Origin of the sequence: Pedobacter cryophilus (assembly GCF_005116455.1) — a bacterium.
In the GTDB taxonomy this organism is placed as follows: Bacteria; Bacteroidota; Bacteroidia; order Sphingobacteriales; family Sphingobacteriaceae; genus Pseudopedobacter; species Pseudopedobacter cryophilum.
Window position 1 is genome coordinate 501783 of the sequence record NZ_SWBP01000001.1, and the last position, 19281, is coordinate 521063.

Annotated in this window: 14 protein-coding genes; 2 read left to right on the forward strand and 12 right to left on the reverse strand. The window is 35.5% G+C overall.

The annotated features are described in order from the left end of the window. Window positions 1-3: 3 nt before the first annotated feature. From FA046_RS02130 to FA046_RS02185, 12 genes are all read right to left on the reverse strand, one after another. On the reverse strand, window positions 4-822 hold the full coding sequence (locus FA046_RS02130) for an SMP-30/gluconolactonase/LRE family protein (RefSeq protein WP_136824708.1): 819 nt from the start codon (window positions 820-822) through the stop codon (window positions 4-6). 14 nt (window positions 823-836) lie between these two features. Beyond that, entirely contained in the window at window positions 837-3302 is a 2466-nt protein-coding gene (locus FA046_RS02135) for a glycoside hydrolase family 95 protein (RefSeq protein ID WP_136824709.1), read from the reverse strand. A gap of 1 nt (window position 3303) precedes the next feature. Further along, window positions 3304-4251 (reverse strand): pectinesterase family protein, encoded by a 948-nt coding sequence (locus FA046_RS02140; RefSeq protein ID WP_136824710.1) that lies wholly within the window; start codon window positions 4249-4251, stop codon window positions 3304-3306. An 18-nt stretch (window positions 4252-4269) separates the two neighbouring features. Further along, window positions 4270-5244, reverse strand: coding sequence for a pectinesterase family protein (locus FA046_RS02145; protein ID WP_136824711.1), 975 nt, complete (start codon window positions 5242-5244; stop codon window positions 4270-4272). Window positions 5245-5287: 43 nt separating this feature from the next. Then, entirely contained in the window at window positions 5288-6427 is a 1140-nt protein-coding gene (locus FA046_RS02150; protein WP_136824712.1) for a right-handed parallel beta-helix repeat-containing protein, read from the reverse strand. 13 nt (window positions 6428-6440) lie between these two features. Then, entirely contained in the window at window positions 6441-8075 is a 1635-nt protein-coding gene (locus FA046_RS02155) for a glycoside hydrolase family 43 protein (RefSeq protein ID WP_136824713.1), read from the reverse strand. Window positions 8076-8146: 71 nt separating this feature from the next. Next, window positions 8147-9097, reverse strand: coding sequence for a pectinesterase family protein (locus FA046_RS02160; RefSeq protein WP_136824714.1), 951 nt, complete (start codon window positions 9095-9097; stop codon window positions 8147-8149). 2 nt (window positions 9098-9099) lie between these two features. Further along, the gene (locus tag FA046_RS02165) at window positions 9100-9855 is read right to left on the reverse strand and encodes a rhamnogalacturonan acetylesterase (RefSeq protein WP_136824715.1); all 756 of its coding nucleotides are present in this window, start codon (window positions 9853-9855) and stop codon (window positions 9100-9102) included. Further along, window positions 9855-10619 carry a rhamnogalacturonan acetylesterase gene (locus FA046_RS02170; protein WP_136824716.1) on the reverse strand — a complete coding sequence of 255 codons (765 nt, stop codon included), beginning with the start codon at window positions 10617-10619 and terminating at the stop codon, window positions 9855-9857. The genes FA046_RS02165 and FA046_RS02170 overlap by 1 nt, the downstream gene beginning before the upstream one ends. Before the next feature lie 3 nt (window positions 10620-10622). Further along, window positions 10623-12008 (reverse strand): pectate lyase family protein, encoded by a 1386-nt coding sequence (locus FA046_RS02175; protein WP_136824717.1) that lies wholly within the window; start codon window positions 12006-12008, stop codon window positions 10623-10625. A gap of 67 nt (window positions 12009-12075) precedes the next feature. After that, window positions 12076-13872 carry a RagB/SusD family nutrient uptake outer membrane protein gene (locus FA046_RS02180; protein WP_136824718.1) on the reverse strand — a complete coding sequence of 599 codons (1797 nt, stop codon included), beginning with the start codon at window positions 13870-13872 and terminating at the stop codon, window positions 12076-12078. An 11-nt stretch (window positions 13873-13883) separates the two neighbouring features. Next, the gene (locus tag FA046_RS02185) at window positions 13884-17072 is read right to left on the reverse strand and encodes a SusC/RagA family TonB-linked outer membrane protein (protein ID WP_136824719.1); all 3189 of its coding nucleotides are present in this window, start codon (window positions 17070-17072) and stop codon (window positions 13884-13886) included. A 308-nt stretch (window positions 17073-17380) separates the two neighbouring features. Between FA046_RS02185 and FA046_RS02190 the strand changes: the two genes are divergently transcribed. Both FA046_RS02190 and FA046_RS02195 read left to right on the forward strand, forming a co-directional pair. Further along, window positions 17381-18388, forward strand: coding sequence for a LacI family DNA-binding transcriptional regulator (locus tag FA046_RS02190; protein ID WP_136824720.1), 1008 nt, complete (start codon window positions 17381-17383; stop codon window positions 18386-18388). A gap of 60 nt (window positions 18389-18448) precedes the next feature. Next, window positions 18449-19243: an NIPSNAP family protein gene (locus tag FA046_RS02195; protein WP_136824721.1), complete on the forward strand. Its 795-nt coding sequence runs from the start codon at window positions 18449-18451 to the stop codon at window positions 19241-19243. The last annotated feature ends 38 nt before the right edge of the window (window positions 19244-19281 follow it).

Here is a 19281-nt window from a genome sequence, read left to right on the forward strand (position 1 = left end):
AATTTATTTCAATTGGTACGCTATTACTGAGTTTTTAAAAAAAGTTGGAATGTAAGCTGTCTTTTTTTGAGCGTTATAACCCAAATCAGCTGTATTAATTTTTTGCTTTCGGGTATCCATTAATTGGGTTACTGTTCCATCCATTTTAACTTCATACACTAAACCAACCCAACAAGAAACTAAAAAAGTATTTGCAGCAATGGGCTCAATTCCATCTCCGCCAGATGCTAACCCTTTAGCAATTGTGGTTATTTTCCTTTCCGCATCTACCTTTAATAATGTTGGTCCGCTTAAAATAAAAAGATTATCACCAACTACTTTTAAGCCGTTGGCATTGGTCATTTTATCTAAATAAAGTGCGACTTTGTTGTTTTCAATTTTATAAATATGCCCTAATCTGGTATCAGAAACATACACTCCACCTTTAGCGTCTATGGCAATATCATTTAAAAATACGGTTCCTTCTACAGGAATTTTATTGGTGATTTTTCCTGCTTTTACCTCAATCACCACCACTTCATTAAGATCAGCAACGTAAAGTTTTCCTTTATAAATACCCATTCCTTTGGGTGCATTTAAACCGGTTACCCAATTTTTATTGATGATTTTTCCGTCTTCACTTAAAATTGCAATTCCACCTTTTCCATCTGCTTTAGCGGCATCGCCGTCTATTAAAGACACATACAGGCTTTTTCCATTTTTAGTTGGCAAAACCGATTCGGGTGTGGGCAAATCTGTAGTTTCCCAAAGTTTAGTGAGCGTAACTTGCGCATTTGCAGTAACAACAAATAAAAGGAAGCAAAGAATTAGACTATTTTTCATGATTTTGAATAAGATTATTTTTTAGCTTTAAAATAATAAGTTCCCCCAGCTTCTGTCTCAAAATCTGACAGAGTAGTTCCCTGAATTTCAATTCCTTTTAATACTGCTTTTGTTGAAATTAAAGGTTGTTTTACAATATTTACCGCATAAAAAGAATTTGTATTTTCTCCTACTGCTGCTTTTAAAATCGCATCTCCTATTAATTCCACTTCGGCATAAAGCCTTAATCGGCAATTTCCACCTAATTTAGAATAAACGGTGAGTTCTTTGATTTTTTTATTCTCCCATTTCATGTCAATTTCAAAACCACCTCTGGCTTTTAAACCCTTTACGTATCCATCTCTCCATGCATTTGGTAATGCAGGCAAAAGAAAAATATCTCCATCGTAACTTTGCATCAACATCTCAGAAATCCCGGCGGTACAACCAAAATTACCGTCAATTTGAAACGGGGGATGAGCATCCAATAAATTAGGATATGTGCCACCAGATTGCCCATTGGTTTCTTCTGGCGCTGGATTCAATTGATCTGAAATCAATTTATAGGCTCTTTCTCCATCCAATAATCTAGCCCACCAATTCACTTTCCATCCCATAGACCAACCAGTTGATTTATCGCCACGATAGGTAAGCGAATTTTTAGCAGCTTCAAATAATTCGGGATTTCTAAATGGGGAGATTTGACCAGAAGGAAATAATCCATAAAGGTGTGAAATATGGCGATGTTTGTCTGCCGGCTTGTCTAAATCTTTTAACCATTCCTGTAACTGATTATACTGCCCAATTTGCATCGGTGGCAACCTTTTTAAAGAACTTTTTACAGAGTCTACAAATTGCTCATCCGTCTTTAAAATCTCAGCAGCCTTAATGATATTATTAAAAACATCAAATACCAGTTGGTTATCCATTGTAGTACCCGCCGTAATAGCTACACTTTTCTCATAAGTGTTTTCAGGCGACATAGATGGTGATACCACCAGCCACTTATTGCTTGGCTCTTCTTGTAAAACATCTAGATAGAATAATGCCGCATTTTTTAAAACCGGATAATATTCTTTTAAAAAAGCTTTATCGCCAGTGAATAAATAGTGTTGCCATAAATGTTGGGTAAGCCATGCGCCACCCATGGGCCAAACCCCATAAAAACCACCATCAACTACCCCAGTAATTCTCCATAAATCTGTATTATGATGCATATTCCACCCTCTGGCGTGATACATTTTTTTGGCACTTTCTACACCAGTTTCTGAAAGATCTTTAATCATTGAAAACAATGGCTGATGCATTTCACTTAGATTAGTGACTTCAGCAGGCCAGTAATTCATTTCCGTATTAATGTTAACCGTGTATTTACTATCCCAAGGAGGCGAAAGTTTATCATTCCAAATTCCTTGAAGATTAGCGGGCTGACCTCCCGGTTGAGAGCTTGATATCAAAAGATACCTCCCAAACTGAAAATATAAAGACACCAATTGCGGATCTTGATTGGTTGCAAATTCTTTTATCCTTACGTCTGTGGTTTTAAGAGATTGCGGAGAATCACCCAGCATTAAATCAACCCTTTTAAAGTAATTCTGGTATTTCTTAATGTGCTGCTCTTTAGCTTTATCATAAGAAATAAGAACAGCTTTATCCAATATTTCCGTAGCTTTTAAAGTAGAATTAGCAGAAATATCTTTATAGCTTTTAAAATTTGAAGCAATAGAAACGTACAAAATAACCTCATCGGCGTTTTTAATTTGCAACTGATTTTCTGTTGATGTTAAAGTCCCACCTTTTAACACCGGCTTCACTTGCATCTCAAATTTAATCTTACCCGTCTTATTATCATTCGATCCACTAAATCCATTAAGCAGCAATCGATTGTTATTTACTTTAATACTTTGATTTTTTTGAGGGCTGGTTACATTGATATCAAAAGTGATGCTTTTACGCTTATTGGCTGTTAAGCGCACAATCATGATATCATCTGTAAAGGAAGAAAAAAATTCTCTTTTATACTTTACGCCATCCACAGTATAGCTTACAGATGAAATTGATTGTTCAATATCTAAATCACGGGTGTAATTTTTAAACTGCTCATGACCAGGAAAATTAAGCCATAAATTCCCTACCGATTGATAAGGCATTCCATAATTTAGGTCGCTAGGGGCCTTTCTTGGAAATGCAGTATTGGAGAGATCTTGCGCTTCTTGATTTTTGCCTTCAAACAGTAATTTTCTAATTTGTTGAATATCCTCAAATTTATTCTCTGGCACATTATTTCCGGGCTCACCCGCCCAAACAGTTTCCTCATTGAGTTGCAATTGCTCAATCGCAGGATTACCAAAAACCATCATCCCCAGTCGGCCATTCCCTAAAGGCAGGGCCTCATTCCAATTTTTCGCAGGCTTGTTATACCATAATTTATATTTATTCTGACCAAATGCACTACACTGAATAATAGCAAGGAGTAGTAAAATATGTAGCGTTTTTTTCATCTTATTTAGGATTCCAATTTTTAAACACGTTTTTTATGGTGTATTCTTTGGCTTCTGCCGATGATAATTGCTTAGACCAGCTTACTCTACTTGAGGGTTGCGCCCCAGGACCATAATTTTCATATTCAACATATCGCGATAGCGGAAACGTATCTAATTTATTCCACACCGACCAACCTTCTGATTTGATATGCGGTCCCATATAACAATGAATATAGGCCACACTAGCGTAAGGACGCCATGGCCTACCGAGCGAAACTTTGTTTAAAGAAGTATCGCCAGTTAAAACGCAATTGTAAAAAACATAGCCATAAGAATTATTTTGTGGCGTTGAAGCTGCCGTAACATGCGAATTCTTATTGCTTTGAATATGACAGTTTTGAAACCACGCAGTAGCCGAACCAAAAATAAAATCGGTGGTGCCCTCTAAGTAACAATTCTCATAATATTGACGGCTACCTTCTGCATTTAAATAGAGAATATCTTGATTCCCGATAATTCTACAATTTTTAAAAACCGCCCTGTCGCCACGTACTTCTAAGGCAACAGCCTGTCCGGCTGTAAAACCTGCATCGTTTTGAAAAGTTATATTTTCTGCAGAAAAATCATCGGCTAAAGCCAAAAAACTATACGATGATTGCGTATTTATTGGCGATCCCGTTTTAACTACTTTGCTAGGGGAATCATCATAAGTTAAAATGGTTTTAAACTGATCTTCACCAATCAATTTAACGTTGTTTTTGGTAGAATCTAAAAGCAATTTCTCTTTATAAACGCCATTTTTGATGTATATTTCTACCTTCTCTTTATTATGAAGCGGCACCGCATTTAAAGCTTGCTGAACGGTTTTGAAATTACCATCGCCATCTTGGGAAACTACTATTTTGGTTTGGGAATAAGCAAGAGCGCCAAATCCAAGGAATAAAAAAGTAAACAATGTTTTCTTCATCAGGTTTATTTTATGGATTTATGGATTCCAATCTCTAAAAATATTTTTAAGCGTATATTTTTTGGCTTCCGCCGATTTAAGTTGCCTAGCCCATTTCACTCGGTTAGAAATTGCTGCTCCAGCACCCAAATTTTTATATTCGGCATAGAAAACCGTTTTTTCTTTATCAGGAAACATGGCATCTCCTTTCCAAGGGTCCCAACCTTCGGGCTTAATATGCGCCCCTATTTCTGTGTTTATAAAAACGGTTTTTGCATACGGCCGCCAAGGTCTTCCTAAATAAACTCTATCTATTCCATCAGCAGCAATTAATTTACAGCTCAAAAAAACGAAACCAAAAGCTTGCTCTTTGGTGGTTGATGCAGCGGTGATAAAAGAATTATGTAAACTCTTGATGGTGCAGTTTTCAAAAACCGCAGTGGCTTCTCCAAAAATAAAATCGGTAGTGCCTTCTATGTAGCAATTTTCAAAATAGTTTCTACCATCTTTTGCCAAATAAAGCGTATCCTGATTTCCAAGAATTTCACAACTTTTAACCACACATCTATCGGCTTCAATCATCAAAGCTACGGCTTGCCCAACTTTACCCGCTGTGTTTTTAATGGTTAAATTTTCTAAACTACAATCATTGGCTTGCATTAAAACGGTGTAAGAAGTGTAAGTGCTGTATTTTGCACTTCCAGTTTGGTCTTTTCCCAAAAAATCTTTCCCCGAATAATCATCATTGGTAATAATGGTTTGCGCTTGGCTTTCGCCAATTAAAGCGATGTTTTTTTTCCAAGATGGAATCACTAATTTCTCTTTATAAATTCCGTTTTTGATAAAGATGGTGACCTTTTTTTGTGAATGATCTCTTACCTTGTTTACCGCTTCTTGAATAGTTTTAAAATCGCCACTACCATCTTGAGCAACGGTGAATTTTAAAGGCTGCTGTTGAGCTTGTAAACCCAGCATCAGCGTAAGCAAAAAAGTAAACAGACTAATTTTTTTCATACCCAATTATTTTACGAACTCGCTCCTAATCATTTAAAAGAGATTATTTCAGTTTTAAAAAGTCTATTTCAGGCAAACTTCCATCTGCTTTGCGGGGCTTATAAAGTTCTTCAGTATCTAAGCTTTTAAAATCACTAGCTTTTAATGCCGAAGAATTTTGCCAGCTATTATTCTCGATATCCTTCACATCGGCATTTAAACCTCCTACTTCACCATAAACCAGCGAATTTTTAATGGTTAGTTTTGATAGTGGATTCTTGCTGCCGAAACCCATATTAGCTTGCTGATTGTTGTATGCTTTGCAATTTATTAAAGTAACTTCACCACGGTTGCTGTTATGATCAAAGCCTTTTTTAAGGTTTGAAACCGAAATGCAATTTTCATAAACTGCATTGTGTTTTAACAATTTATCATCGCTTCCGCCAGATTTAAAACCGTTGCCATCGCCACCGCTAGGTTTTCCATCCTTCAACTCTCCGTTATTAAAAGCCCAGCAGTTAATGTAGGTGGTTGTAATATTATCAGTGTTTTTTAAGTAGCCATCCCAACCATCATCCAAATTTTGCCAAGCTCGGCATCCTTCAAACTTATTGCCAGTACCAGCATCAATTTTACAAGCAAAACCATCGGCATTTTCAATTTTAGAATCGGCGTTATGGTAAGAATCGCAGTTTAATATCAGGTTGTTTGCCGCACCAGCAACCAATTGCAAACCTGTATCAGAACATTCAGAAAATGTACAAAATTCAATGATATTATTGCTTCCGCCGGCAATCAATAAACCGTTGTCGCCGGCATTAAAAATATCTAATCCTTTGATGTGCCAATTACTGGCTCTCAAAATTATTCCTTGGTTAGAATCATCTTCTGGCAAAGCAGTGAAATTAAATTTTGGTCGGCTAGCGCTTTTTTCATCCGCCTTAAAAACAATTTTATCTGTTAAGGTACCGCTTGTTTTAATATCAATTCTTTTATCAAATAAATACGCTCCGCCCTGCACCAAAATTACATCTCCGGGTTTGGCAATTTTTACTGCATCAAAAACTTCTTGAACGGTACTTACTTTCAACTCGGTTTTTCCTGTTAAACTATTTTTAGCTACAGAACAAGATTGCGTTATTAAAAAAATAAGCACAAAAGATAAAAAACTGAGTATTAGATTTTGCTTTTTTAAATATGTCATGAACTAATTTTTTTTATTTATCTATCCTAAACCAGTCAAAATCGGCATAGCCTGTATCGTTAATTTTTGTGTTTCCGGTACTAAACAAACCTATTTTAGCACCTACCCATTTACCCGGTAAAGCCTGAAAATTTTGAATGGCTTCTGTATAGGTGATTCCGTCTAAACTGTAAGAAAAAGTACATTTTGCCCCTTTATCAACTTTAACTTTTAACCAAACTTCTGCAGTGTTTAATTTGGTGATGATGGTTTCAATTTCTGGATTTCCTTTATCCGCTTTTTCACAAATTCCTTTTACCAGATACAATCCATCTGTTTTACTTTTAATAGAAAGATTGGCGTAACTTAAACCCAATATTACTAGGCCGGCTTCTTCATTCTTAGTTTTTAAATTGGGATTTGGAGTAAACTTTAATTTGGTAGTGGCAGTAAATTCATCGGCCGGAAACTTTTGCCCAATAATATTAGGCACATCCCAAAGATTACGGGCACTATCTGTAGCATGAGCATATAATCTTAGTTTTCCATTATTGGCTGTCATTAACCAATTACCCACCCAATTAGCTTCCCATTGCCATTGTTTACCCAATTCTTTATCATTAAACTCATCAGATTCTGCCGGAGTTTGAATAGGATAAGTTTTGCCAATAGCTGGCTTTTTATAAGTTAAAACAGGTTCTCCAATTCCGTCACCATCTTTATCCAACCCAATTACTGGCCAATCATTTATCCATTTCATGGGTTGTAAATGCACCACTCGTCCATAAGCATCTTTATCTTGAAAATGAAAAAACCAATCTTCGCCTTTTGGGGTGCTTACCCAAGCGCCTTGGTGTGGACCATTAATTTCGCTTTTTCCTTCATCCATCACTACTTTTCTTTCATAAGGACCTAAGATATTTTTTGACCGCAAAACCAATTGCCAGCCTGTTGATACTCCCCCAGCAGGCGCAAAAAGATAATAGTAATTATTTCTCTTATAAACTTTAGGCCCTTCAATGGTTGGGTCGGTTTCGTGACCATCATATACCACCATACTTTCCCCAGTAACTTCTGTTCCATCAGTATTCATGGGTGCTATGGAAATAATGCTTTTAATACCTGCTCTACTCCCAGCATAAGCATGTGTTAACCAAGCTTTACCATCTTCATCCCAAAACGGACAAGGATCTATAATTCCCTTGCCGGGATATACCAATAATGGTGTTGACCAATCTTTGGCAGGATCTTTAGTTTTTACCATGTAAATGCCATAATCAGGATCGGGATAGTAAATATAAAACTCATTATTATGGTAACGAATAGCAGGCGCCCAAACTCCGTTTCCATGTTGAGGCTTGTTAAAAACATTAAATGGCGGCTGTTTTTTTAATGCATGGTTAATGAGCGTCCAGTTTACCATATCCTTAGAATGTAAAATGGGTAGCCCTGGGATATGCTCAAAACTAGAGGAAGTTAAATAATAATCCTCGCCAACTCTTATCGCATCCGGATCTGAATAATCTGCATTTAAAACAGGATTTTTATAAGTTCCATTGCCTTGATCAGAGACCCAAACTTTGGAAACCTCGTTCTTAGTTGCTTGTTGTGCGAAAGAAGTGCTTACTAAACTTACTAGAATGGTTAAATATTGAAAAGCTTTGATCATGAAAATAATTTTGAAAATGGATAATCATTGATACCGAATTAAAAAAACGATATATTATAATTGGTAAAAATTTAATTGGGTTGCCAGCCTCTTAATATATTATTCAGACTGTAATTTTTCACTTCATCATCACTAAGTTGATGAGACCATTTTACTCTTTTATCAGGCTTAAAGCCGATACCTTTATTTTGATATTCGGCGTAAAAAGCGGTTTCTTTATTAGATTCTTTACCCCAATGGTCCCAACCTTCTGGTTTAATAAAAGCGCCTAAATCACAATTGATAAACACGGTTTTGGCAAAAGGACGCCACGGCCGACCTAAAAAATAAGACGCTCCTTCTTCTCCTTTAATATTGCAATTGATAAAAACGTAACCAAACTTTGTAGAATCTGGCGTAGAAGCTGCGGTAATATACTGTCCTCCTTTTTTACAAAAAATCTCGCAATTTTTAAAAACTGCGGTTGCTGATCCAAAAATAAAATCGGTAGTTCCTTCTATGTAGCAGTCTTCAAAAAATTGTCTGCTGCCATAACCATAAGTGTACAAAGTATCTTGAAAGCCTAAAAATTTACAGTTTTTAAAATGCGATTTATCTCCGGCAACCCAAATTGCAACTGCTTGCCCCACCGGCCCAGATGAATTTGCAAAAGTGATATTCTCGGCAGAAAAATCGTCGCCATAAACATAAAAAGAAGCAGAACCTGATGTGCCTTTCTCCTCACCAAAAACATTCTTCTTTTGGGCATAATCATCATAAGTTAAAATGGTATTGGCTTGGCTTTCGCCGATGATTTTTACCATCTTTTTAGATGCAGCTAATACCAATTTCTCTTTATAAATGCCGTTTTTAATAAAGATAGTACTGGTTACTTTTCTAAAATCGGGTACGGCATCAAAAGCTTCTTTAATAGTTTTAAAATCTGCACTTCCATTAGCATCTACCACAAAATCATAATCTTTGGCTTTCGCCGATAAAAGACTAAAACTTAAAATCAAGAAAAATAAAAGATACTTTTTCATTATTATTTTGAGTTTACGATGAACTTAGAAAGTGGGAGTTTTTGAGCTTTGATATCGTTTAAAACTAATTCTGCTATTAATCTAGCTCCATATTCATTAAAATGAGTGCCATCTGTTACGCCAGCCGGGTAATTTGGATGTACGTTTGCCGCCATATCTAAAAACAGCAGTTTAGAGTTTTCTGCTCCATATTGCTGATACAATTTTCGGCTCATTTCATCTAAATCAATTAAAATAACTTGCTCTGATTTGGCTAATTCCCTTACCACATCTGAATAAGGAGCATGAGTTTGTCTGATATTACCTTCTTTATCAAAATAGCGACGAGAAACCGGGGTAATTAAAATTGGAATGGCTTTTTTAGCTTTAGTTTCTTCTAAATATTTAATGAGGTTAACTTTAAATTCATCGGGCGTGGTGCTTCTATCTTTATAACGTTCTCCTTTTCCTTCGTCATTATGCCCAAATTGGATAAAAACATAATCACCTGCTTTTAAATTTTGTTGAATAGGCAACCACGAGCCCTCAGCCAAAAAAGTGCGGGTACTTCTTCCATTTTTTGCTCGGTTTTCTATAGTCACTTTTTGAGTGTCAAAGTAATTTTGGAAAGGCATTCCCCAACCTGTTTCTGGATATTTAGTCGTTAATTTCTCGGCAATGGTAGAATCACCCACTAACCAAATGGTTACTTTTTCATCAGCTGATTTAAAAGCTAAAAGGCAAAAAACTAAACCGAATAATAAGATTTTATTTTTCATTATTTTTTTGGTTCTACTGGTTTTACAATTTGGTTAACCAAGGATAAATTCAAGTTTTTGATCTCGGCTAATACCAATTGAGCCATTAATCTGGCCCCCAATTCATTAAAATGGGTATCGTCTGTTTTCCCATTAGGGTAATTTGGATTTTGCCCCGCTTCTAAATGATTGAACAAATATTTAGATTTTTCTATCCCATAATTTTGGAGTAGCTCCATGCTTTTTACAGATAAATCTATTAATGGAACTTGGTTTTTTGAGGCTACCTCCCTTACCAATTGCGCATATTCTTGGTGTGTATCTACCACTTTACCTTCTGCATCAAATTTTCTGCGGGCTACTGGTGTAATTAAAACCGGAATACCTTTTTTTGCTCTTGTTTCTGAAACATAAAGCAACAAATTAGCCTTAAATTCTTCGGGTGTGGTATATGTTTTTTTGGTAGAAACTTCATCGTTATGCCCAAATTGGATAAAAACATAATCACCTTCTTTTAAGGTTTCTAGTACTGGTTGCCACCTATTTTCTTTAATAAAAGAACTGGTGCTTCTGCCATTCATGGCTCGGTTATTAATCTTTATATTTTTATCAAAAAATTGAGTAAAAGGCATTCCCCATCCTGTTTCTGGGTATGTTCTTTTATCTTTTATGGATAGGGTAGAATCACCAATTAAATACACTGTAATTTGCTTTTCTTCTAATGATTTAAAGCTCAATAAAAAAAAACAGATGGTTAGAAAGTATGAAATATGTTTTTTGCTCATCGCTTATTTTACTAAAGAGTTGATATAGATTTCTATGTTGGTGTAATTATTAGCTAAGCTTTTTAAAGACGCATCATTTAGTGCCGGATTTAAGCCTTTTTCCTTTTCCCAAGCATCGGGCATTCCGTCTCTGTCGCTATCTTTTTTAGGTTTTTTTGATTTCAGAGTTGGCCAAGCATTTACGGTTTCCTCATAAGTTGTGCCGTGTTTAAACCCGCCTTGCACATCAATTAATCCTCCAGTTCTGTTCCTCACATTTTTGATGATTCTTTTGTCCAAAGTATCTCTGCAAAAGCTTGCTCCTGCTGATTTTAAAACATCGGCGTAAGCCAAAACAGCTGATTTTTCTATTAAATTGATAGCCTGAAATGGTGTTTTAACCAAAGCTTTTTGTTTCTCAAAATCAGTGGTGTTTTTATCTAAATGAACTCCTAGTTCGTTATTTACAGTTACATCTTCAGCACCATCTACAAAATTACCAGCCACATAAAATTCACCAATTCCTGATTCTCCTTTGCTCGGGTTCACAATCCTAGATTTTACGTTTTTACTAGTTATTGGGCCGTATTTGTAGTAATTGTTTACCATGTTATAATTGCCGCCCTCGCCACCGTAAACATTATTATGCCCCCAATTATAAATTACGTTATTTCTAAAATCAACTAATTCTTCTGTAGCACCCAATCTTGCTCCATTAAAACGAGGGTTTCTGCTGTTGCAGTGTGCAAATAAATTATGATGAGCACTTAAATGTGTACCACCCCAAATTCCGCCGTATCCATGTTTTTCAAAATCTTTATCGCCGGTTTCAAAATGATAAGAATAGTTGAGTGGTTCTGATAAAATATTCCATTGCAAGGTGGTGCTGTCTCCTCGGTAAACCGACATGACTTCATCGGTACTCCAGCTGATGCTGCAATGATCTATAATGATATTTGTTTTGCCGTTGCCACCAAAAGCATCGTCGCTACCAGCGCCATCAACCATTCCGTTGTTTTGATACCTATCGCCCATTCTAAAACGTAAATACCTTACAATAATGTTATCGCCACCTAAACTTACCGGATAATCGGCTAAGCAAATACCATCTCCCGGTGCAGTTTGCCCGGCAATGGTTGCGTTTTTAGAAATATCTAATCTTGATTTTAAATGGATAGTTCCCGAAACTTCAAAAACAATAATTCTAGGGTGTTTTGCAGTTGCAGCAACTCTAAAACTTCCTTCGCCATCATCATTTAAATTGGTAACAATATAAACCTTGCCTCCTCTGCCTCCGGAGGTGTATTTCCCAAACCCTTCGGCCCCGGGAAAAGCAATTGATTGAGCATAGGTATTTTTTTGGCTGATAAAAATTAAGATCAAAAGAACTTTGATTGTTTTACTTATCATCTTAAGTGAATTTATATCAGTAAAAAACCAAAAGCAAAGTAATAAACCCTGCTTTTGGTTAATATGATTAATAATTTGGATTTTGCTTCAATATACCACGATAAGCATCTAAAGTAGCTTGATCAAAAGGAAATAATTCGCTTTTATTTGGAACAAAGAATCTAGCAATTCCTTGGTCTAAAGGTAAATTATCTATCAAAGTATTTGATGTTAAATGCTGTCTCCAGTCTGTTCTAGTCCAGCCAGTAGTTGGGCTAGGCACCGCAGTTGTTGTAAAAGGAGTTGGAGAAAAGAATTGAATTTCTTCACCGTTTAATTTCCAATAAACATACTGAGGAACGTTGGCATAAGCACCTTGAAAGTTTCTAATTTGTTGAAGCTTAGTTCTAGTCTCAGCAATTTTAGAGGCTAATAAATTCCAGCGGATTAAGTCATATTTGCGGATAGCTTCACCACCAAATTCTAAATAACGCTCATTCACAATAGCATTAAAAAAAGCATCTTTAGTTGTTGGTGTAACTCCAATACTGTTCACATTTCCTCTGTAAGCTCTTTTTCTAACCTCTTCAAATGCTGCAATAGCCGCTGCTGTTGGAGAGCCATTAATCTTATTCTCTGCCTCGGCAAACATTAACAATACATCGGCAAAACGAATAATTGGCCAGTTATAACCTAAATTTAGTACTGTACCTGGTAAAAATGGGTTACGCCAATCTCTTCTAAATTTACCATCAGTAAGTTCTGCTAAACGTCTTAAGCTTTTGTTATTGTTGGCTGCAATTGCATAATAGGTGATAGATACATCTCTTCTCGTATCTATTGGTTCAAAAGAATAAAAGTAATTTGGTAATGTTAGAATACCCCCGCCACCAGTACCATATCTTGATGCTGCATTCACACTTGGACCATTGTAATTTCCCATTCTGCTATCAGAATTGCTATTGCCGCCACCTGCACCTACTTCAAAAATAATTTCTCCGAAAGGGTCAGGTTGAAAAGAACTTAAATAACGCTTCCAAATGTCTTCATAATTAGGATTTAAAGTATGTTGGTCTCTTCTAGCCATTAAATCAGCACATTCATCTCTTGCGATGGTGTAATATTTAAGAGAATCGCTTCGGCGCTCCATAGTTTTGGTTTCGTTTCTTAGCGAAAAACCGCCTCTAAACATTGCTAATTTAGCTCTTATGGCTTTCACCGCTCCTTTTGTAATTCTTTCATTTCTAACTACTTCTGTTCTCCAAGGCACTAAATCTTTGGCAATTGCTAAATCGGCAATTAAACGATCGTAAGTAGAATCACGATTAGCTTGAGGAATATATAGATTCGGATTTTTATAAGAAGGTGTAAATGGAGCAGGAACATCGCCCCAGTTTCTTACCAATTCAAATAAAAATTGTGCTCTCAAGGTAAGTGCTTCTCCGTGTAATCTTCTGAGTTCTTTCTTTTCTGCTTCAGTACCGTTATTATACTGGGTCATTTGAGGTATCTGATCGATACATAAATTGGCTTTTTCTATCCCACGGTATAACTGTACAAAAGGATTACGTAATTCTGAATTGGAAAGTAATAACTGGTATCTTCCAATTCCCCTTCTTCCATTGTCTAAACCTCCACTTACTATGGCTTCATCAGAATCATAAGGATAGTATAAATTAATACGTATTCCATAACCATTATCACCCTGCAACTCATCATATACACCTAAAAGTGCTGTAGTTGCATTTGATACGTCGGAGAAAGCTTGTTCTACATTGTATTGAGAAACTGGTTCAACTTCTAAATACTTTTTACACCCTACAAATCCTAATGTAGAGATTATGGTGATTGCTATTATTATTGATTTTGAAAATCTCATTTTCATATTCTTAAAATTTAAAAAGAAATATTTGTTCCAAAAACCCATGTTTTTGCCCTTGGGTAACCTGCAAAATCTACTCCCTGTGTCAATGGATCTGATCTTCTTGTGCTAATTTCCGGATCAAAACCTGTGTATTTAGTAATAGTTGCCAAATTATTAACCGTTGCATATAATCGCAGATTAGCAATTTTTACTTTTTGAAGTACTGTTTTTGGAATGGTGTACCCAAAAGTTAAGTTATTGATACGAAGGAAAGAACCATCTTCTATTGCATAAGAATGTAAATAATACCTTTGGTTACGTACTGGCGACCAAATTTTTGCATTTGCATTTAAAGTAGTTAACTCAACAGGGTCTGTTACTACTTGACCAGTACTGTTGATATTGGTAAACCTGTCTTTCATTTCACTTAATAAATTGAGGTTCAAGAAACTTCCGTTGGTCCACTCAATTCTGTTTGCATTATAAACATCATTACCCACTACAAAATTCACAAAAACGCTCATGTCAAAGTTTTTATAAGAAACTTGATTGTTCCAGCCTCCTGTAAATTTTGCATTTGCATTTCCTAAAACAGTTCTGTCTTTATCTAAAGTTACTAAACCGTCTCCGTCAATATCTTTAAACTTAAGAGAGCCAGGCTGTGGATTTCCAAACAAGGAAGTATTGTTGGCCATGCCGGTTTTTAATGTGTAAACCCCAGCTGCGTAATTAAAATCGTCTACTTTATAAAAACCATCAGTTACAAAACCATACATTAAACCAATTGGCTGTCCAACTTTAACTAAATAATCATCAGCACCATCAGACCCTTGCCAACCTGCACTTCTAGTTTGCTCTCTAATAGCGCCTAAGTTTTCTACCCGGTTTCTATTAAAAGCGATGTTGAAACTAGAAGTCCAATTCACATTTTTAGTATTAATGGCTGTGGCATTTAATTGAAATTCTAAGCCTCTATTAGTAGTAGAACCCACGTTTTGTAATTGTGAAGTATAGCCTGTAGTTGGTGGTATTGCTGCAGAAAGCAATAAATCGTTTCCTCTGTTTAAGTAAGCATCTGCAGTAAATTGAATTCTATTATTTAGAAAAGAAAGATCAAGACCTATATTTTGAGAAACAGACCTTTCCCATTGTAAATCTTCATTAGCTAAGGCCGATGGTGCGAAGCCAGGTAAAACAGTATGACTTAAAGCATATTCACCTGTTACTCCATATAATTGTTGATATAATAAATCGCCGATTCTATTGTTTCCTGCTACACCATAACCAACTCTAACTTTTGCGTCATTAATAAACTTAATATTCTCCATAAATTTTTCGTTAGAGAAGCGGTAAGCTACTGTACCAGAAGGAAAAACTAACAATCCTTTTTCATACTTAAATTTTGTAGAACGATCTGCCCTTACAGCAACTGATGCTAATATCTTTTTATTGAATGAATAATTAGCTCTTCCAAAGAATGATAAAATTCTGTTTGGTGGATTCTCAAAAGAAGTGGGCCTAGGTTGAGTTGAACCTGTTGGAGGAGAACCCAAACCTAAATTTGATAAAGCTTTTTCGGCAGAAATATCAGCAGGGAAATAACGTGTTTCTACTGTGCTACCTTTAGAAAGTGTTTCATAGGTTTCTTGCCCAATCAACAAATCAATATCATGTAGCTTTTTTATTCCATTTTTTACAAATTGTAGCGTGTTAGAATTATTAAAAGTTCCGTTGGTTTGTATAGCAAGAGAAGCTACAGGTAATGTTCCAAAATTTCTGGCTGTTGGCGTAATTTTACTAAAAAATAATTCCTGCCTAACATTTGTGTTGTCAAAACCAGCAGTAGTTTTAAAGGTTAAGCCTTTTACAATTTGGTAACTTAAATAACCACTAATGTTGGTCCCTGTTGTTGGAGCATTACGATATTCTGCCCTTGTTAAATTAACAGGATTTTGAATTTGATTTGAATTTAAATAATAATCTTCATCAGATTGATCAATCTGAGGAGCATTAGCTAACTCAAATGGGCGATAAATAATGCTATGGCGTAATCTATTGGTAGTTCTTGTACCGCTTGATGTAGTGCCAGCGCCTTGCACTTCTTGAGACAAATATCTTGCTGTTAAACCAACTCTTAATTTACTAGATGCTTTATGGTCTAACTTAAAGTTGGCTAAATATCTTTTAAAGCCCGACTCAAGCAATAATCCTTGCTCATCATTTGCTGTTAAACTTAAGTTAAAAGTAGTTGATTCACTACCCCCACTTATGGCAACATTATGATTTTGATAAAAAGCGCTTCTACCAAATACCTCTTCTTGCCAGTTAACAGCTGGTATATTTTTGTAAACACTTAAAGTATCAAAAGTACTCCCATAATTTCTGGCAAAAGCATCAATATCTGTTTGGCTACTTCTACTTCTCTCATATTGCCATAAAACAAAATCGTAAGGGTTTAAAACATCAATTTTTTTAGATAATTCTCTAAAACCAACCGAGCCATTATAAGAAACTATCGTTTTACCTGGTTTACCTGATTTTGTAGTAATAATAACCACTCCGTTTGCACCTCTTGCGCCGTAAATAGCGGTTGTAGAGGCATCTTTCAAAACATCAACTGATTGTATATCTTGAGGTGATAATACTGACAAAGCATTTTCTACTTGCACACCATCAACAATAAAAATAGGAGAATTATCTTGTGTAATAGACCCTCCGCCTCTTACTCTTATTTGCACTTCGGCTCCTGGTGCTCCTTCTGATGTAGTCACCTGCACACCCGCTAATTTTCCTGTTAAGGCCTCTGCAGCATTAGTTAGTGGAATATCTCTCAGTTGTTTTGCTCCAACTGAAGAAACTGGACCAGTTAAATCGCTCCTATTTACTGTTGCGTAACCTATAGCTACAACTTCTTGCAACTCTTGTGCATCAGACAATAAAGTAACATTTATTGTGGTTTGATCAGTAATAACGACCTCTTGAGTTTTGTAGCCAATATATCTGAAAACCAACACTGCATTTCCGTTGGATACGCTGATGCTATAATCTCCATTAACATTAGTTTGGGTGCCTTGTGAGCTATTTTTAACTGATACGGCAACTCCAATTAAAGACTCGCCCTTGTCGTCTCTAACTTTACCCTTAATTTGTTTAGTTTGTGCTTGCACAAAATCTTGCAGAACAAAACATAACGTAAATAATAGTAGAATTTTTTTGATCATAAATTTAGATTTTAATTGATGGTTATCAATAGCGCTTATCCAGAATAATTTTGCTCGCAAACAAGTCTTATAAGTAAGGCTAAATGGCTCGAAAAAAATTAAATAGAAAGTCTATTTTATAATTGGTTCTAACAATATTACTGAGTAAAATGCCAATAAAGAAGAATAACTAAGTAAATAAATGTGCAATCGATGCCGGCAACGTTGCCGTATAAAAACTAAAGGTCTTATCCATGCAAAAGTGTTTTCACATTTAAGTTTTAATATCTATTTTAGCCATAAGCAGTTCAAGAAATTTAAACCAGAAAATGTTCAAACCTACTACCATAAAAGACATTGCAAAAGCGTTAAACCTTTCTACATCAACGGTATCCAGAGCATTAAGAGGTGGCTATGAAATTAGTGAAGAAACAAAAAAAATTGTTTTGGAATATGCAGAGAAAATTAATTTTACCAGAAACCCAATTGCATTAAGTTTAAAAGAAAGAAGGAGCTATTCTATAGGAATTATTGTGTGCGAGGTAGCTAATGTTTTTTTCTCTCAAGCCATTGCCGGGATTGAATCAATTGCCTACAATAAAGGATACCATGTGGTTATTTCCCAAAGCCATGATCAATATGAAAGAGAAGTAACCAATATACAGCATTTAGCCAATCGGTCTGTTGATGGAATTATTATTTCATTAGCAGCAGAAACTAAAGATTATACCCACATTGAAAAATTACATGAACAAGGTTTACCCATAGTTTTCTTCGACAGGATTTTAGAAAGCATGCAAACGCATAAAGTAACTAGTAACAATACACAAGGGGCCTTTGAAGCTACCGAGTTTTTGATTAGTAAAGGATGCAAAAAAATAGCTCATTTAGCAAACGCACCTCAATTATCTATCACCAAACAAAGGCAAATTGGCTATGAAGATGCTTTAAAAAAGCATGGAATACCTGTAAAAAACGAGTATATTAAATATTGCGAACATGGTGGCAGTGAAAAAGGTGAAGTAGAACTGGCCGTAAAATCTTTATTAAATTTACCCCAAAAACCCGACGCTATATTTGTAGCCAGCGATAGGTTAAGCATGGGCTGTTTAGCCGCTCTTAAAAAGTATAATACCGGAGCCGATTTAGTAATTGCTGGTTTTAGCAATTCTGATGTGGTTGATTTATTAAAACCTTCCCTTTCTTGTGTAAGACAACCTGCATTTGAAATGGGCCGAATTGCTACTGAAATGTTGATTAATTTAATAGAAAGCAAGTATCCGGTAGAAGAGTTTGAAACCAAAATGTTAAACACTACTTTTCAAATTAACGAATAGAGATTGTAGCTTTTTAATTCCTTATAAACTAGATTTCAAATTACCATCAATTAACAAATCATGAATAAACAACGTTTAAACAGATTAAAAATTTGTTTAGTTGCCCTTGCCTTTATATTTGGTTTTTTAAACCCTCTAAAAGCGCAACTCAATAAAGCTGAACTCATTCAAATCATTATCTATCATTGTAGTACAGATTCTCAGGTATTAAAAACAGAAAGGTATTTAGAACAGGCTTTTTTACTAGCCCTTCATCAATCTAAAATAAACAGAGTTGGTGTTTTTAAGCCCCTTGACTTTGAAAAAGATAAACGAATTATGGTGATTATTCCTTACCAATCTTTTAAGCATTTCACAAAAATAAGCGCCCTAATAAAACAAGATAAACAACACCTTCAAAATGGTAAAGCTTACCTTAATGCCGCTTATAACGCATCTCCTTATGATAGAATGGAAACTATTTTTTTAAACAGCTTTTTTAAAGAACCGGTATTAAAGAAACCCAATTTAAGTGGCTCTATTAAAGATAAAATTTATGAATTGAGAAGTTACGAAAGCGCTACTGAACTATTGCACCAGAAAAAAGTAAAGATGTTTAATGAAGGTGGGGAAACAGAAATATTTAGTCGTTTAAACTTTAACCCTGTTTTTTACGGGAGTGTTATTTCAGGTTCAAAAATGCCAAATTTAATGTACCTCACTAGCTTTGAAAACATGGACGACCGCAAAGCACATTGGGCAGCTTTTAGTGCTGATAATGCTTGGAAAAAGTTATCGGCTTTGCCAGAATATAAAAACACTGTTTCTAAAAACGAGACTACCTTTTTAAGAAGCACTTCTTATTCTGATTTATAAAAAAAGCAGCCCACAATTTAAATCGTGGGCTGCTTTTT

What these genes read in the sequence shown, in the direction of transcription:
- FA046_RS02130 (WP_136824708.1), bottom strand. Translation starts at nt 822, where the DNA reads ATGAAAAATAGTCTAATTCTTTGCTTCCTTTTATTTGTTGTTACTGCA.
- FA046_RS02135 (WP_136824709.1), bottom strand. Translation starts at nt 3,302, where the DNA reads ATGAAAAAAACGCTACATATTTTACTACTCCTTGCTATTATTCAGTGT.
- FA046_RS02140 (WP_136824710.1), bottom strand. Translation starts at nt 4,251, where the DNA reads ATGAAGAAAACATTGTTTACTTTTTTATTCCTTGGATTTGGCGCTCTT.
- FA046_RS02145 (WP_136824711.1), bottom strand. Translation starts at nt 5,244, where the DNA reads ATGAAAAAAATTAGTCTGTTTACTTTTTTGCTTACGCTGATGCTGGGT.
- FA046_RS02150 (WP_136824712.1), bottom strand. Translation starts at nt 6,427, where the DNA reads ATGACATATTTAAAAAAGCAAAATCTAATACTCAGTTTTTTATCTTTT.
- FA046_RS02155 (WP_136824713.1), bottom strand. Translation starts at nt 8,075, where the DNA reads ATGATCAAAGCTTTTCAATATTTAACCATTCTAGTAAGTTTAGTAAGC.
- FA046_RS02160 (WP_136824714.1), bottom strand. Translation starts at nt 9,097, where the DNA reads ATGAAAAAGTATCTTTTATTTTTCTTGATTTTAAGTTTTAGTCTTTTA.
- FA046_RS02165 (WP_136824715.1), bottom strand. Translation starts at nt 9,855, where the DNA reads ATGAAAAATAAAATCTTATTATTCGGTTTAGTTTTTTGCCTTTTAGCT.
- FA046_RS02170 (WP_136824716.1), bottom strand. Translation starts at nt 10,619, where the DNA reads ATGAGCAAAAAACATATTTCATACTTTCTAACCATCTGTTTTTTTTTA.
- FA046_RS02175 (WP_136824717.1), bottom strand. Translation starts at nt 12,008, where the DNA reads ATGATAAGTAAAACAATCAAAGTTCTTTTGATCTTAATTTTTATCAGC.
- FA046_RS02180 (WP_136824718.1), bottom strand. Translation starts at nt 13,872, where the DNA reads ATGAAAATGAGATTTTCAAAATCAATAATAATAGCAATCACCATAATC.
- FA046_RS02185 (WP_136824719.1), bottom strand. Translation starts at nt 17,072, where the DNA reads ATGATCAAAAAAATTCTACTATTATTTACGTTATGTTTTGTTCTGCAA.
- FA046_RS02190 (WP_136824720.1), top strand. Translation starts at nt 17,381, where the DNA reads ATGTTCAAACCTACTACCATAAAAGACATTGCAAAAGCGTTAAACCTT.
- FA046_RS02195 (WP_136824721.1), top strand. Translation starts at nt 18,449, where the DNA reads ATGAATAAACAACGTTTAAACAGATTAAAAATTTGTTTAGTTGCCCTT.